12 protein-coding genes and 1 riboswitch are annotated in these 14,811 nt (G+C 68.9%); of the genes, 11 read left to right on the top strand and 1 reads right to left on the bottom strand.

Annotated elements, in window-relative coordinates; translation table 11 throughout:
• Positions 1–69 precede the first annotated feature (69 nt).
• A riboswitch (TPP riboswitch) is annotated at positions 70–178 on the top strand.
• A 109-nt stretch (positions 179–287) separates the two neighbouring features.
• The 10 genes from QSJ59_RS05090 (at position 288) to QSJ59_RS05045 (ending at position 12,207) form a co-directional block, all read left to right on the top strand.
• On the top strand, positions 288–887 hold the full coding sequence (locus tag QSJ59_RS05090) for an ECF transporter S component (protein WP_285757507.1): 600 nt from the start codon (positions 288–290) through the stop codon (positions 885–887).
• A gap of 61 nt (positions 888–948) precedes the next feature.
• Positions 949–2,442: an ABC transporter ATP-binding protein gene (locus QSJ59_RS05085; protein ID WP_285757909.1), complete on the top strand. Its 1,494-nt coding sequence runs from the start codon at positions 949–951 to the stop codon at positions 2,440–2,442.
• On the top strand, positions 2,439–3,242 hold the full coding sequence (locus tag QSJ59_RS05080; RefSeq protein WP_285757506.1) for an energy-coupling factor transporter transmembrane component T family protein: 804 nt from the start codon (positions 2,439–2,441) through the stop codon (positions 3,240–3,242). Before QSJ59_RS05085 ends, QSJ59_RS05080 begins: the two co-directional genes overlap by 4 nt.
• 223 nt (positions 3,243–3,465) lie before the next feature.
• On the top strand, positions 3,466–5,289 hold the full coding sequence (locus QSJ59_RS05075) for a hypothetical protein (protein ID WP_285757505.1): 1,824 nt from the start codon (positions 3,466–3,468) through the stop codon (positions 5,287–5,289).
• A gap of 122 nt (positions 5,290–5,411) precedes the next feature.
• On the top strand, positions 5,412–6,200 hold the full coding sequence (locus QSJ59_RS05070; protein WP_285757504.1) for an enoyl-CoA hydratase/isomerase family protein: 789 nt from the start codon (positions 5,412–5,414) through the stop codon (positions 6,198–6,200).
• A 12-nt stretch (positions 6,201–6,212) separates the two neighbouring features.
• Positions 6,213–6,755, top strand: a complete 543-nt coding sequence (locus tag QSJ59_RS05065; protein WP_285757503.1) for a YbaK/EbsC family protein — start codon at positions 6,213–6,215, stop codon at positions 6,753–6,755.
• Positions 6,756–7,097: 342 nt separating this feature from the next.
• Positions 7,098–8,909: a serine/threonine-protein kinase gene (locus tag QSJ59_RS05060; RefSeq protein ID WP_285757502.1), complete on the top strand. Its 1,812-nt coding sequence runs from the start codon at positions 7,098–7,100 to the stop codon at positions 8,907–8,909.
• A 250-nt stretch (positions 8,910–9,159) separates the two neighbouring features.
• Positions 9,160–9,939: an electron transfer flavoprotein subunit beta/FixA family protein gene (locus QSJ59_RS05055; protein WP_285757501.1), complete on the top strand. Its 780-nt coding sequence runs from the start codon at positions 9,160–9,162 to the stop codon at positions 9,937–9,939.
• A gap of 29 nt (positions 9,940–9,968) precedes the next feature.
• Positions 9,969–10,913, top strand: coding sequence for an electron transfer flavoprotein subunit alpha/FixB family protein (locus QSJ59_RS05050; RefSeq protein ID WP_285757500.1), 945 nt, complete (start codon positions 9,969–9,971; stop codon positions 10,911–10,913).
• A gap of 124 nt (positions 10,914–11,037) precedes the next feature.
• The gene (locus QSJ59_RS05045; protein WP_285757499.1) at positions 11,038–12,207 is read left to right on the top strand and encodes a cysteine desulfurase family protein; all 1,170 of its coding nucleotides are present in this window, start codon (positions 11,038–11,040) and stop codon (positions 12,205–12,207) included.
• A 127-nt stretch (positions 12,208–12,334) separates the two neighbouring features.
• Here QSJ59_RS05045 and QSJ59_RS05040 read toward each other — a convergent pair whose 3' ends face one another.
• Positions 12,335–13,489, bottom strand: a complete 1,155-nt coding sequence (locus QSJ59_RS05040) for a DUF695 domain-containing protein (protein ID WP_285757498.1) — start codon at positions 13,487–13,489, stop codon at positions 12,335–12,337.
• Positions 13,490–13,595: 106 nt separating this feature from the next.
• On the opposite strand from QSJ59_RS05040, the gene mnmA reads away from it, so the two are divergent.
• On the top strand, positions 13,596–14,681 hold the full coding sequence (gene mnmA / locus QSJ59_RS05035; RefSeq protein ID WP_285757497.1) for a tRNA 2-thiouridine(34) synthase MnmA: 1,086 nt from the start codon (positions 13,596–13,598) through the stop codon (positions 14,679–14,681).
• The last annotated feature ends 130 nt before the right edge of the window (positions 14,682–14,811 follow it).

Below are 14,811 nucleotides of genomic sequence, written 5' to 3'. Positions count from 1 at the left end.
CGCAGGCGGCCACCCCGTCGGCGGGCCCCCTCCTTGACCGGAGGCGATGCCATACGGCCATAATGGGGGGAATACCGACAGGGGAGCGCTTCGGCGCTGAGAGTGCGGCCAGCGAGCCGCAGACCCTTACACACCTGATCTGGGTAATGCCAGCGAAGGAAGTCGTGGGAACCGTCGCCGATGGCGTGTTCCGCGTGCCGTCCCGTCATTGGGGCGGTGCGCGTCATGTCCGCGGCGGCCACTCTTGGCCGTAAGCCCTCTCGTCATTGACGAAGGGACGTCCTGCAATGAGCACCGAACCCGTGGAGAAGTCCACCGCACCCAGCACGACCTGGCGCACCGTCGATATCGTGGTCGCCTCGGTCATCGGAGTCGCACTCGGCTTCGTCTTCTGGATCTGGAACCTTCTCTACTCGGTGGCCGCCACACTCACCGCTCCGATCTTTCCCCCCGCATGGGCGGTGATCTACGGAATGTGGCTGGTCACGGGGGTCCTGTCCGGACTGATCATCCGTAAACGCGGCGCCGCAGTCCTCACCTCCATCGCAGCGGCGTCGGTCTCGGCGATCCTGGGGGTCCAATGGGGCTGGGAGGTCGTGGTCTCGGGCGCGTTGCAGGGACTGGGAGCCGAACTGGTCTTCCTGGCCTTCGGATACCGGCGCTGGGGAATGGGCGTGGCCGTCCTGGCAGCCGTGGCCTCGGCGCTCTACCCGGCCGTGCGCGACAACATCGTCAGCAACGTGACCTGGCCGTTGTCCTACCAGCTCTCCTATGCCGCGATCGTGATCGCCAGCTCCGCGGTCATCGCCGGGGTCGGCTCCCGGCTGCTCACCACCTCCCTCGCCAAGGCCGGTGCCCTGGCCCCTTTCCCCTCGGCCAAGGGCTGATCCGGTGACTCGACCCGACGCCGGCCCTGCTGGGAAGAACGGACCCGGCACGCACGTCCGCATGCGCGACTGGGGGTGGAAACACGCAGGCCGCGAGGACTACTCGCTGCGCGGTGTCACCCTGGAGATCCAGCCGGGGGAGCGCGTCCTGCTGCTGGGCGCCTCCGGCGCCGGAAAGTCCACGCTCCTGCACTCCCTGGCCGGTCTCACCGGGCCGGACAGTGCCATCAACGGGGAGGCGGAAGGCGTCCTGCTGCTGGACGGCCACAGCGCCCAGCAGCGTCGCCGCGGAGTCGGACTGGTCAGCCAGGACCCCGAGACCCAGCTCGTCATGGCCCAGGCAGGCGACGACGTGGCCTTCGGGCTGGAGAACCTCGCCGTCGACCCCGCCGAGATCTGGGATCGGGTCGACGCAGGTCTCGCCGAGGTCGGCTTCCCCTACGGGCGCCACCGCTCCACCGCTTCCCTCTCCGGAGGGGAGAAGCAGCGGCTGGTCATCGCAGGGGCTCTGGCGATGCGGCCGCGGCTGCTTCTGCTGGACGAGCCCACCGCCAACCTCGACCCCGCGGGAGCCGAACTCGTCAGATCCCTGATAGCGGAGTTGCTCAGCGCGACCCAGGCCACCATGGTCATCGTCGAGCACCGTGTCGCCCAGGTCATGGACCTGGTCGACCGGGTCGTCGTCGTGGAGGCAGGAGGGGGTGTCCTGGCGGACGGGGTCCCGAGTGAGATATTCGCCCGACACGGCGCTGCTCTTGCCCGGAAAGGCGTCTGGGTACCCGGTTACGAGCCGAGCCCCGCCCTCCCGCCCGCTCCGGGAGGCCCCGTCCTCTTGGAGGCCGTGGGCGTGCACGCTCGCACCCCCCGTGAACTGGGGATCAGAGGAGCCGCTCCGAGGACCGTCCTGGAGGGAGTGGACGCAGACCTGCTCGCCGGTACCACCACCGCCCTCACCGGGCCCAACGGAGCCGGTAAGTCCACCCTGCTCATGATGCTCGCCGGGCTGGCCGCCCCGTACGACGGCACGATCGCGCCGCGCGGAGTGCTCGCCGAGGTCGACGCCCGTCCGCTCGCCCGATGGCCCGCCCGGCGTCTCGCCCGCCATGTCGGGACGGTGTTCCAGCATGCGGAGGACCAGTTCGTCACGGCCACGGTCCGTGACGAACTGCGCTTCGCCCCGCTCAAGGCAGGAACCCCCGAACACGAGGCCGACGCCTGGGTGGATGAGCTCCTGGACCGTCTGCGCCTGACAGAGCTGGCCGACGTGCATCCCTTCACCCTCTCGGGAGGAGAGAAGCGTCGGCTCTCGGTGGCCACCGCCCTGAGCTCAGGCCCCGCCCACGCTCCCGATCTGCTCGTCCTGGACGAGCCCACGTTCGGTCAGGACACCATCACCTGGACCGAGTTGGTGGAACTCCTGGCCGAGCTGCGTGCTCAGGGACGTGCCGTCCTGGCCGCCACCCACGACGACCTGTTTATGGACCGCTGCGTCGACGCGCGGCTCCGGGTGGCAGAGGGAACGGTTCGCCCTGTCCAGCAGGGGGACGGTCGATGACCATCCGATCGCCTGAGGAATCCGGCCCGCGCAGCGAGCTGCTGATCATCGCCCGTCCCGACGGGGGAGGTGCCCGCTACTGGCTGCTCGGCCTCAACCCCGCAGCCAAGGTGATCGCCGCGCTGGTGCTCTCCTTCGGTCTCATCCCCGCGATCGATCCCGTCACCGGCGGCATCGTCCTGGCCGCCGCGCTGCTCCTGGTTCCGTTCAGCGGGCTCGACCGCCGGACGACCTTGATCCTGGGCGTTCCGTTCGTCCTGATGGGGTGCTCGAACTTCCTGGTCAACTACCTCTACGGGGAGTACGGGGCGTGGGGCGCGCTCGGGTCGATGCTGCGCCTCCTGGCCATTGCGCTGCCCGGCCTCCTGGCCGCCATCAGCAGCGATCCGACCAAGTTGACCGACGCTCTGATCCAAAAGCTCAAAGTGCCCGAACGCCCGGCCCTGAGCGTGCTGGCCGCCCTGCGGCTGCTTCCCCTCCTCGCAGGGCAGTGGAACACCATCTCGCTGGCCCGCCGGGCCCGGGGGATCGATGCCGGCCGCAACCCGTTCGCTGCGACGAGGGTCTTCGTCGGCAAAACGTTCGCGCTGCTGGTGCGGGCCATCCGGACCGGGACACTGCTGTCCACCGCGATGGAGGCGCGCGCCTTCGGCACCGGTCCGCGCAGTCACGCGCGGGCCAGCCACTGGCGCGCGGCCGACACGCTCGTCATCGTCGGGGCTTTCCTGCTCCTCGCCGCCGCCTACACCGTCTCGGCCCGGCTCGGCACGCTCACCTTCCTGTTCGGCGGTGTCGCCTAGGGCGTGCCGGGATCCCCGACCGCGACCGCCGGTACACGACGAAAACCTACTTAAGCCACTTAGTCGATCTTCGTCTCTTATGGGGCGGATATCGCTGTTCTCCGACGGCTGGTCGCCCTCCGTCCCTACGCTCCTTCTACTGGGGCGCGACGCATGGGATCCGAGTGACTACGCACGGTCGTCGCGCTCGCAATCGGAGCCGCTGCCGAGCAGGAGAACCATCGTGTCCACAGGTAGGAACATCCCCCCGGGGCAGATGCGTGCTTATCGTGACCTGGCCCGCATCGCCTACCTGGTCCTGCCGGGGCGCAGCCCGGATCAGGGACGCCTCTACCAGGCGCATCGAATCGTCACCGCGGTGCTCGCAGGACGCGGCGACCTCGATCCCGGCGACTACGACGTGTTCCGGGTCCGGGTACTGCGCCGTGCACTGCGTCCCAAACGATGGTGGCAGCGCCGCACCGCCTGGTTGCGGATGTTTCCCGCGACCGGGTTCAGCGACGACATCGCCCTGTTCGCAGCCCTCGACGAACTCACGCCTCAGGGGCGCGCCGCTTATGTGCTGAGCCGGATCGAGCAGATCCCGCCCGACGAGGTGCGCGACGTTTTGCAACGCTCCGGAGCCGTCGCCCCCGACGCCGCCATCACCGAGGCCGCCGGCGTCGGCGGCCGGTTGGCGGCCTCGGAAACAGAGCAGGACCGCCTCCTGGAGCGTCCGCCCTTCGACCCGACCATCGTCCGCGTATACGGCCGCCGGTCCTCCGCACGGCCTACTGCGGCTGCGGCAACGGTCGGGGTCGCCCTGATCCTGGTCGCCATCGTGGCGATCCCCCAGGTTCGGGGAGGGACCGTCCTGCGGCACGAGACCGGAGCCGCTCCGGCCGCGGCCCACTCCACCCAGGTGCGCGTCCTGGCCGCCCAGACATGGCGGGAGCGTTTCGAACTCGACCTCAGCGCCTGGGACGCCCGCGGTGACCTTCTCGACGACGACCGGCTTGTGCAGCGCGCGCTCGCGGCCTGGTACGGGATCGAGGAACCGGGCTCGGCCGGGCGCGGCAGGGAGGGGGCGGAGGCCCTGGCCCCGAGTGCTGCTCCGCTCCTGCTCTTCGCGGGGGAGGTCGACGGCCATCGCGTCGTCCTGCTGCACGACGCTCCTCGGCTGGCCCGTTACGTGGAGGGCGCAGACCGGGCCGCGGTGGAGGTCTTCCCCGAGCCGGGCAACGGGGTCGCCAACTGGCCGGCAGTGCGGCTCCTCGCCACCGACGAAGGTGTGCGTTTCCTCCTGCCGCCCTGGGTCGTCCAGGCCGAAACCGCGCCACTCGCCGAAGACGGTCCCCAGTGGAGCTCGTTGCGGATCGATGACGGCGTCACCGATCACGTTCCCACTGTGCGGGAGCCGGGTTGCGCCCGCGGCCAGATTCTTCGGCTCCGGGCCCCTGACGTCGCTCACGGCCAGCCCTACACGGTCATGGACGGTGGCTGGAGCAGTACCTCCCACATCGGCTACATGCCGCCCCCGCCGGCCGAGATCCGCCGTCTGGGCCCACATGAACTCACCGGAGACCCGACGGGATTCAAGCTGTGGGGTGAACTCGACTGCGTACTCCCGCCATTGGATCGGCCGGCACGAACCTCGACCGTGTGGGAGTTCGCCGTCACCGACCTCCCAGGCGGAGGGAGCGGTCGTTGGACATGCACCCGTTTCGGTTTCGCGGACGGCACCGGGAGTGCCGTCGTGACCCTCCTCGCCTCTCAAGGACGCACACGTCAGGTCGAGGTCGCGACGCACGAGAACGGTTGGGACTGCAGCAATCTCAGCCGACAGGTCGCCGCCGGCGCCTGGTGGCAGGACGACGACGGAGCGTGGCACTACCTTGCGGGAGCCTCCAGGGACGCCGTCTCCATCCGTGTCGAGGGGGCGGTCACCGGTACCGGCGAGGGGCCGCAACTCGCGGTCACGGGGCCGCCGGCCGGAGAGAAGCCGGCGGGGGCGGTCACCGTCACCGCGGTGAACGCCGAAGGACAGAAGATGACCGTCTTCGAGTGATCCCACGGCTCGGCGTCGGCGCGTCCGTACCGCAGAGCGGGGGCGGTGCGCGCATCAAAAGGGCAAGGGGTGATAGGCAGGAGCCCCCGAAGTTCCGAGCCGAATGGAAGAGGTTGTGGACCGTGGCCGAGTTCGTGCGTGTGGAGACCGATCCCGACAACCCCGCCGTTGCCGTCATCCGGTTGGACCGACCGAAGATGAACGCGCTCAACGCCCAGGTACAGGTCGAGATCGCCGAGGCCGCGGTCCGGGTCGGCACCGACGACACGATCGCGTCCGTCGTGGTCTACGGGGGCGAGCGGGTGTTCGCGGCCGGAGCCGACATCAAGGAAATGGCCGATCTGGACTACGCGCGGATGGCCGAGCACTCCCGCGTCCTCCAGGACTGTTTCACCGCGGTGGCCAAGGTCCCCAAGCCGGTCATCGCAGCCGTGACCGGGTACGCCTTGGGGGGTGGATGCGAGTTGGCGCTGTGCGCGGACTTCCGGGTCGCTGCCGACAACGCCGTCCTCGGCCAGCCCGAGATCCAACTGGGGGTCATCCCCGGCGCCGGTGGCACCCAGCGGCTGCCTCGGCTCATCGGCCCCTCCCGGGCGAAGGACCTCATCTACACCGGCCGCCACGTCGGAGCCGAAGAGGCGCTGGCCATAGGGCTCGTTGACGCGGTCGTACCGGCAGGCGAGGTGTACGCCGCCGCAGTGGCGATGGCCGCGCGCTACGTCGGTGGACCGGCGGTCGCCCTGCGCGCGGCCAAACAGGCCATCGACGCGGGTCTGGAGACCGATCTCACCACCGGTCTGGAGATCGAGCGGCTGCAGTTCTCCGCGCTGTTCGCCACCGAGGACCAGAAGACCGGGATGCGCAGCTTCGTCGAGCAGGGCCCCGGCAAGGCCGAATTCTCCGGAAAGTAAGGGCGCCAGACCATGTGGGGACTCGACACCCGTCCTGCTGTCGAACGGACCGATCTGCTGGCTCGGCCGGTCGCGGCGGCGGTGGCCGCCTGGAAACACACGACCCCGGTCGAGCGGCTACTGGTGGCCGCCATCGATGCGGACCTGGCCGATACCGCCAATTTCTGCGCCGCCTACGAGGTTCCCGTGGAGGCGTCCGCCAACTGCGTCGTCATCGCTGCCAAGCGCGGTGGCGAGGTGCGGTACGCGGCGTGTGTGGTCCTGGCCACCACCCGCGCCGATGTCAACGGGACGGTGCGCCGACACCTGGAGGCCCGCAAGGCCAGTTTCGCTCCCCAGGACGACACCGTGCAGGCCACCGGAATGGAGTACGGCGGGATCACTCCGCTGGGGCTGCCCGCCGACTGGCCGATTCTGGTCGACGCCGCAGCTGCGGCCCAGCCCTATGTCGTCGTGGGCAGCGGGCTTCGCCGTTCCAAGCTCGCTGTTCCGGGAGCGGTGCTGGCCGAGTTGCCCGGCGCCCAGGTCATCGAGGGGCTGGCCCGCCAGGTCTGACGCCGGCCCGTCCGCGGCGGGACGCACACGTCTCCCGCCCCGGACGGGCCTGCGTTCGCACGAGCCCTTGAGCGGAACCGAAGTCCCGGTTTTTCCGTCATACTCATGTGGTCACTCGACGGGGGCGCGTGTTCGCGCGACCCGGGTGCCCGACCTTTCGGGGTGGGGGCGGTCCCGTCGGCTTTTGTAGCCTGGCCGGGACCGACCGGGTGACTGTAGGTGCTGTGGTTCATGACGAGCAGCGCGGCACGTGGCACCGACCGGTACTGATTCGGAGCCCGATCGCTTCTGGCCGATAGGCTGCACGAGGTGGTACGTGGGGTTTGAGGAGATGGGTTCACTATGGCAATGACGGCAGGTTTCTCCGATGGTGAGGGGCTGCCGGAACACATCGGCCCATACAAGATCCGCAGGCGAATCGGCCAAGGCGGAATGGGCGTTGTGTACCAAGCCGTAGACCCTCAGGATCGGCTGGTCGCAGTCAAAGTGCTGCGTTCGGAGGTCGCCGGCGACGACATCGCCCGCGCCAGGCTGGCCCGCGAGGTCACCACGATGCGCAGGGTGCAGAGCCGCAACGTCGCGGCCGTCATCGACGCCGACACCAATGCCCGGCTGCCCTGGGTCGTCACCGAGTACATTCCCGGCCCCACCCTGGACGCCACCGTCACCGACCACGGCCCGTTGCGGGGCCGTGCGCTGACCAGGCTGGTCACCGGTCTGGCCAGGGCCATCGGCGACATCCACGCAGCCGAGGTCATCCACCGCGACCTCAAGCCCGGAAACGTCATCATCTCCAATGGTGAGCCGATCGTCATCGACTTCGGTATCGCCCATGCGGTGGACGGTGCCAAGCTCACCCAGACCGGTACCTTCGTGGGGACCCCGAGCTATCTGTCGCCCGAGGTGATCGAAGGCTCCGACCTCAGCCCGGCTACCGATATCCACGCCTGGGGGGCAACGGTCGCTTTCGCGTCCACCGGCAACCCGCCCTACGGTGCGGGTGCGTTCGAGGTCATCTTCTTCCGCATCCTCAACGGGGAGATCAACCTCGACGGAATGCCCGACGCGCTTCGTCCGCTGGTCGGCTCCGCTGTGGCACGCGACGTACGCTCCCGGCCCGACGCGGCGCGCCTGCTCGCAGCAGCCGAGCGCCTCAATCTCGACCTCCCCTGGGCGGAGGAGGGCTACCAGCCGAGCGGCTTGACCGGATCGCACACGGTTGCCGCCAGTGTTCCCGAGCCGATCGAGTCGCCGCGCCCCGACGCGACCCAGGTCGCAGGGCCCACCGACACCGCCATGGCCCCTGCGGAGGACGAGTACGAGGACGACCGTGCGGAAGAAGGGGCGCCGCCGCACACCCAGTTCTTCAACTCGACGCTGCGCCCGGACGAGTTCCGCGACATCTTGACCCCGGTCGACTACGACAAGGGCAGGGCCAAGCAGACCTCGACCTTCTCGGGCGACGAGTACGAGGACGACGAACCCCGCGGTCTGGTGGACCGTTTCCGCTCCCGCCGCAAGGGCGAGGACCGGATCAGCGACTACCTCGGTTCCGACGACGAGGACGACTACTACGACGACCGCGAGGTCAAGACGCTGCCCTGGCTGCTCGTGGTCCCGGCCGCGCTGGCCGTCGTCGGGATCACCCTCATGCTTCCCGTGTTCGGTCTGTTCCTGGGACTGCTCGGGGTCACGGTGCTGGGCGGCCTGGACATCGCCAAGCGTGAGCACGCTCGGCGCCTCCACGAGCGGGGGCCCCGCGGTTCCGACAACATGGTCGTGGCACTGAGCCTGCCGTGGGCGTTCCTGCGCACCCTCGGATCGGCAGCGATGTACGGGCTGGGCTATCTGCTCGGCGGCATCGTGGTCGGACTCGGGGTCGGGATGGTCACCGGCAACGGCTCGGCCAACTACGTCGGCTCCTGGGCGCTTGCCATCGTGGTGCTGTTGAACTTCCTGTTCGGTCCGCACGCCCGCGGCGCGCACCGGCAGTCGCGCTGGCTGATGGGCAAGGCCGCCATCCGCAACCCCTACATCTACTGGGGGATCATCGTCGCGGTCAGCCTGTTCTCGCTCTTCCTGATCGTCTTCGGGGTCCAGATCGGCGGGGCCGTGTGGAGCCCTCTCCCCGCGCCGTCGACCTGGTTCAACTAGAGTCGAACAAAGATTAGGCGAGCCTTTCCTCAGGAAAAAATTCGAGGGCGGCGTTCGCCTTCTTGCTACCAGTCAGTAACATTGAAGGAAGAGCAGACGAGACACCACGGGACGGCGGGTCCAGAACGCCAGCCCGTTGCCGGACCTCATCCGAGTGTTTGGCACTCTTGACAAAGAACCACGGACGCGCCCGCGTCCACGGCGTCCACCCGGGCGGCGCAGGTAAGTGCAGGGAGGTCGGCCACCGGCCATGAATATTGTCGTTTTGGTCAAGCAGGTCCCGGACACCGCGACCGAGCGTAAGTTGAACCCGGCGGACAGCACGGTGGACCGTGCCTCCTCCGACGGCGTCATCAACGAGCTGTGCGAGTACGCCATCGAAGAGGCACTCCTGCTCAAGGAGAAGCACGGCGGCGAGGTCACCATCCTCAGCGCCGGGCCCGACCAGGCCACGGATTCCATCCGCAAGGCCCTGTCGATGGGGGCCGACAAGGCGGTGCACCTGAACGACGAGGCGCTGCACGGCTCCGACTCGCTCCAGACCGCCTATGCGCTCGCCAAGGCATTGGGCACCATCGAGTTCGACCTGGTCATCCTTGGGTCGGAGTCCACCGACGCGCGTACCGGCGTGGTCGCCGCCGCGCTCGCAGAGTATCTCGGCCTGCCGCAGCTCACCCTGGCCAACAAGGTCGACATCGACGGCTCGTCCGTGCGCGTCCAGCGCCAGACCGACGACGGCTACGACGTGGTCGAGGCGACGCTGCCGGCCGTTGTGTCGGTGGTCGAGAAGATCAACGAACCGCGTTACCCGTCGTTCAAGTTGATCATGGCGGCCAAGAAGAAGCCGGTCACCAAGCTCGGCGCGGCCGACGCCGCGATCGACACCGCCCTGGTCGGCGTCGCCAACGCCACCACTGCGGTCGTCGACTTCGCAGAGGCCCCGCCGCGTGCCGCAGGCACCGTTGTCAAGGACGAGGGCAACGGCGGCGTCCAGATCGCCGATTTCCTCGCCGCCAAGAAGTTCGTGTAAGCGACGGACGAGAGAGGAAAAACACGATCATGGCTGAAGTTCTCGTTCTCGTCGATCACGCCGACGGAGAGGTCAAGAAGGTCACCCTGGAGCTGCTGACCGCGGCCCGCCGCGTCGGTGAGCCCTCGGCGGTCGTCGTCGGGGAAGCGACCGGAGACATCACCGCCAAGCTCGGCGAGTACGGAGCGGAGAAGGTCTACACCGCTCCGGCCGAACTCAACGACTACGTCGTCGCACCCAAGGCCGAACTGCTGGCCACCCTTGCCGCGGACAAGTCCGCCGTCGCCGTCCTCGTCTCGGCCACCGCCGAGAACAAGGAAATCGCCGGACGCACCGCTGTGAAGCTCGGTTCGGGCGTACTCACCGATGTGGTCGACCTCACCGCCGACCTCGTCGCCGAGCATTCCATCTTCGGTGGCGGCGTGGTCGCCCACGCCCGCGTCACCACCGGCGTCCCCGTCGTCGCCGTGCGCCCCAACGCCATCCCGGCCGAGGCAGCGCAGGGGGCGGCGGTCCAGGAGGCAGTCACCGTCGAGCTGTCCGAGGGTGCCAAGGCCGCCAGGATCACCGACCGGGTCAAGGAGAGCAAGGGCTCGCGCCCGGAGCTTGCCGAGGCCGCCATCGTGGTCTCCGGTGGCCGCGGTGTGGGCAGCGACGACTTCTCCGTCGTCGAAGGACTGGCGGACTCCCTGGGAGCCGCGGTGGGCGCCTCCCGTGCCGCGGTCGACTCCGGCTGGTACCCCAATGCCTTCCAGGTCGGCCAGACCGGTAAGACCGTCGCCCCGAACCTCTACATCGCCCTGGGAATCTCCGGTGCCATCCAGCACCGGGCGGGCATGCAGACGTCCAAGACGATCGTCGCCGTCAACAAGGACCCCGAGGCTCCGCTGCTGGAGATCGCGGACTTCGCGGTCGTCGGCGACCTGCACAAGGTCACCCCGCAGTTGACCGAGGAGATCAACAAGCGCAAGTAGGCGCCTGCGCCTCGACGACGGCCCGGACCGACCATCCGGGCCGTCGTCGTTGCCGGAGCGGACACCGCTCGAAGGGACTTCCCTGATCGGTGTCGGCGCGGGCCGTCTACAATCGGTGATCGCCATGGTGTACTTCGATCACGCCGCCACGACCACTGTCCGCCCCGAGGCCATCGCCGCTATGACGGACCAGTTCGGTGTCCTCGGCAACGCCTCCTCATTGCACGGCGCAGGACGTCGAGCCCGCAGAGTGGTGGAGGAGTCCCGCGAGGAGATCGCCGACGCCCTGCGCTGCACCCCCAACGAGGTGGTTTTCACCAGCGGGGGTACCGAGGCCGACAACCTCGCGATCAAGGGACTGTACTGGGCCAGGAATGCCGCCGACCGGGCACGCCGGCGTGTTCTCGTCAGTGCTGTCGAACACCACGCGGTACTCGACCCCGCCCGCTGGATCGCCGACCACCAGGGCGCGGTCTGCGAAGAGCTGCCGGTCGACGGCTACGGCCGGGTCGCCCCCGAGACGCTGCGCGCGGCCATCGAGCAGGAACCCGCCGACGTCGCCCTGGTCTCGGTGATGTGGGCCAACAACGAGGTGGGGACCATCCAGCCGGTGGCAGAGCTCGCCGCTGTGGCCGCCGAATACGGGATTCCCTTCCACACCGATGCCGTGCAGGCAGTGGGGGTGCTGCCCGTGGACTTCGCGGCCAGTGGAGTGTCCGCCCTGACCTTGAGCGGGCACAAGCTCGGTGGGCCGACGGGGGCGGGGGCGCTGCTGCTTGCCCGCGGTGTGGATCCGGTCCCGGTCCTGCACGGCGGCGGCCAGGAGAGAGAGGTGCGTTCGGGCACCTTGACGACTCCTCTGCTGCGCGGCCTGGCCACGGCCGTCGGCCTGGCCGTGGCCGAACGCGACCACCACGCCGCGGAGCTCGCCGCACTACGCGACGAACTGATCGGGGCGGTCCGTGAAGCGGTGCCCGACAGCACGCTCAACGGTCACCCCACCGACCGGCTGGCCGGTAACGCCCATATCGCCTTCCCGGGCTGCGAGGGGGACGCCCTCCTGATGCTGCTGGACGCCCAGGGCATCGAGTGCTCCACCGGTTCGGCCTGCTCCGCAGGAGTCTCCCAGCCCAGCCATGTACTGCTTGCAATGGGCGCCGATCCCGACACCGCCCGGGGCTCATTGCGCCTCTCGTTGGGACGAGGATCGACCAGAGCCGACATCGCCGCCCTCGCCCGAGCCCTGGGACCGATCGTGGAACGCGCCCGAAAGGCCCGGGCCAAACGTCACTAGGCGGTCCCACGGTGGCCGGATGCGCCCCGGCGAATGCTGCCGCCCACTGTCGTGGGCGAGCGGCGCACTGCGAGTGCCGGTCCGTCCGTGTCCTGGGGCGGCTGCGTCGCCCCAGGACGATGGACATTCAGCGACCCAGCTGGCGCCTGATCGGTTTCAGGATCTGATTGATGGTGTCCCACTCGGGCTCCAGGGCGCTCTGCAACTGGGTCTTGCCCTCAGGCCACTCCGCCACGGCCTTCTGCAGTTCCGGCAGTACGCCGGACTCGGGGTCGAGGTAGAAGTGGAAGATTCGCTGTCCACCGATGGTCTGGTGGGCCAGGAGCGCCCCGTTGTTGCCAAGCAGGCCGCGCAACCCCAGCGCGAAGGCGTCCAGAGCGGCCGCCGACGACTGCGCAGGCAGTTTGTCGTCGTCGGTATCGGCGTAACCCACGACCACCTGTACGTACAGAGAGAAAGCCGGGTAATCACGGCGGTGTAGCGGATGGCGCACCGCGATCTGCACCGGTCCGCGCAGCGGTACCCTGCCCTGCAGCGTCACCCAGCCCCCGCTGCTGCCTATACCCGAGAGCTGTTCCACCACCGAGGGCATCGAGGTCGGGGGAAGCGGATCGAGCGGCTTCTCCACGAGAGGGCGAACGGTGGAGATCCAGCGCACGACGTGGTCCTCGCCCAGCGCGAGCATCGTCACCTGCTCGGCCACCTCCAGTTGGACCTCCTCGGGCAGGAACATGAAGTCGGGATGGTAGACGCCCACCTCGATCCGGCCGCTGGCGTGGTCCACCCGCAGGCTCACCGACGTGTGCGACAGGTCGAGCTCGTGGTCGCTGACGACCGTGCTCTTCGTGAGCCTGCCGTGGTCGGCCGGTACGGAGGGGAAGAACGCCCACGCGGCGTCCTCCGGAGCTGCGCGGTACCAGCGCTCGGCCAGCACCCGTGCGTCGTCGTCCTCGCCCGCGCGAAGGGTCAGTGCATAGGCGGGGGTGGGAGCCGATGCGTCCGAGGGGGACTCAAGGCTCGCGAACAGTGCGGCGGGGTCGTCGAAGGAGACGGCGAGGTCGGCGGGGTCCGGTGCCGGAGCGGGTGACACCTCCCAGCCGAGCCCTTGGTGGATGCGCTGCACGCGTTCGTCGAGGCGTTGGGCCTCCTCGGCGGGAACGGCGGTTCGGGCATCGATGGATGCGGCCAGCGCCTCGCGGACGTCGGCCCATGAGGACCAGAAGTCGTCGATGGCGACGGCGGACAGGGAATCGGCGGAGCGACGGCGACGGAACAGAGCCATGACATCGATTTTCGCAGAGTCGGACGGTGCTCCCGGCAGTGACGTCGACTGGTCACGGGAAAATAGGGCGGATGCAGCCTTCTGCACCGCTTAGTCTGGTAGGGCTATGACTTTGCGAGTACTGGCCGCCATGTCGGGCGGCGTTGATTCCGCGGTGGCCGCGGCCCGCGCGGCTGAGGCCGGCCATGACGTCACCGGTGTCCATCTTGCCCTGGCCAAGAACCCCCAGTCCTACCGCACGGGGGCCCGCGGCTGTTGCACGGTGGAAGACTCCCGGGACGCCCGGCGAGCTGCCGACGTCATCGGTATCCCCTTCTACATCTGGGACATGGCCGAAGAGTTCGACCGGGAAGTGGTGCAGGACTTCGTCGCCGAGTACGCGGCGGGCCGCACCCCCAACCCCTGTCTGCGCTGCAACGAGAAGATCAAGTTCGAGGCGGTTCTGGACCGCGCCATCGCGCTGGGCTTCGACGCGGTGTGCACCGGTCACCACGTCCGGATGCTCGACGGCCGCTTGCGCCGAAGCGTCGACTACGCCAAGGACCAGTCCTACGTCCTCGCGGTTCTCAACCGGGAGCAGCTCGCGCACTCCATGTTCCCCCTGGGGGACTGCACCAAGGCCGAAGTCCGGGCCGAGGCCGATCGCAGGGGACTGTCGGTGGCCGACAAGCCCGACAGCCACGACATCTGCTTCATCGCCGACGGTGACACCGCCGGGTTCCTCAACCGCACGCTCGGCAGTGAACCGGGGCCGATCGTGGACGAGTCCGGTGCGGTCCTGGGAACCCATGAAGGAGCACACGCCTTCACCGTGGGGCAGCGCAAGGGGCTCAACCTGGGAGGAGCCGTCAATCGGCGCTACGTCCTCTCCATCGAGCCGGTGAACAACACCGTCACGGTGGGCCCACGGGCCTCGCTCGCAGTCGACGGCATCATCGCCCAGCGCCCGGTGTGGTCGGGGTGCGCCGCACCGACCGAGCCCACCCCCTTCACCGTGCAGTTGCGCGCACACGGAGAGGTGCACGACTGCCACGCGCACGAGCGCGACGGCGAACTCGTGATCACCCTGGTCGAACCTGCCACGGGTGTGGCCGCGGGGCAGGCCGCAGTGCTCTACGACGGCGACGTCGTCATGGGTTCGGCCACGATCGCCACGACCTCGCGCACGGGAGAGGCCGCCTCCGCAGGCTGAACCGCCGTCGGAAACAGGCGCGGACAGTTCATGGTGAAAATTCCATTTTGTCGGATTGATCGCACCCGGTCCCGCGTGAAGTTAGGCAAGGCATAGCATTGTTGTTCCGCGGTGCCGCGCTGGGAGGATC

The organism is Nocardiopsis ansamitocini (genome assembly GCF_030268225.1).
GTDB lineage: Bacteria > Actinomycetota > Actinomycetes > Streptosporangiales > Streptosporangiaceae > Nocardiopsis_D > Nocardiopsis_D ansamitocini.
Note: the sequence above shows the minus strand (reverse complement) of the source record. Positions and strands in the feature narration are given on the sequence as shown.

Coding starts and splice junctions, on each gene's coding strand:
- QSJ59_RS05090 (WP_285757507.1), top strand. CDS start 288: ATGAGCACCGAACCCGTGGAGAAGTCCACCGCACCCAGCACGACCTGG.
- QSJ59_RS05085 (WP_285757909.1), top strand. CDS start 949: ATGCGCGACTGGGGGTGGAAACACGCAGGCCGCGAGGACTACTCGCTG.
- QSJ59_RS05080 (WP_285757506.1), top strand. CDS start 2,439: ATGACCATCCGATCGCCTGAGGAATCCGGCCCGCGCAGCGAGCTGCTG.
- QSJ59_RS05065 (WP_285757503.1), top strand. CDS start 6,213: ATGTGGGGACTCGACACCCGTCCTGCTGTCGAACGGACCGATCTGCTG.
- QSJ59_RS05060 (WP_285757502.1), top strand. CDS start 7,098: ATGGCAATGACGGCAGGTTTCTCCGATGGTGAGGGGCTGCCGGAACAC.
- QSJ59_RS05055 (WP_285757501.1), top strand. CDS start 9,160: ATGAATATTGTCGTTTTGGTCAAGCAGGTCCCGGACACCGCGACCGAG.
- QSJ59_RS05050 (WP_285757500.1), top strand. CDS start 9,969: ATGGCTGAAGTTCTCGTTCTCGTCGATCACGCCGACGGAGAGGTCAAG.
- QSJ59_RS05045 (WP_285757499.1), top strand. CDS start 11,038: ATGGTGTACTTCGATCACGCCGCCACGACCACTGTCCGCCCCGAGGCC.
- QSJ59_RS05040 (WP_285757498.1), bottom strand. CDS start 13,489: ATGGCTCTGTTCCGTCGCCGTCGCTCCGCCGATTCCCTGTCCGCCGTC.
- mnmA (WP_285757497.1), top strand. CDS start 13,596: ATGACTTTGCGAGTACTGGCCGCCATGTCGGGCGGCGTTGATTCCGCG.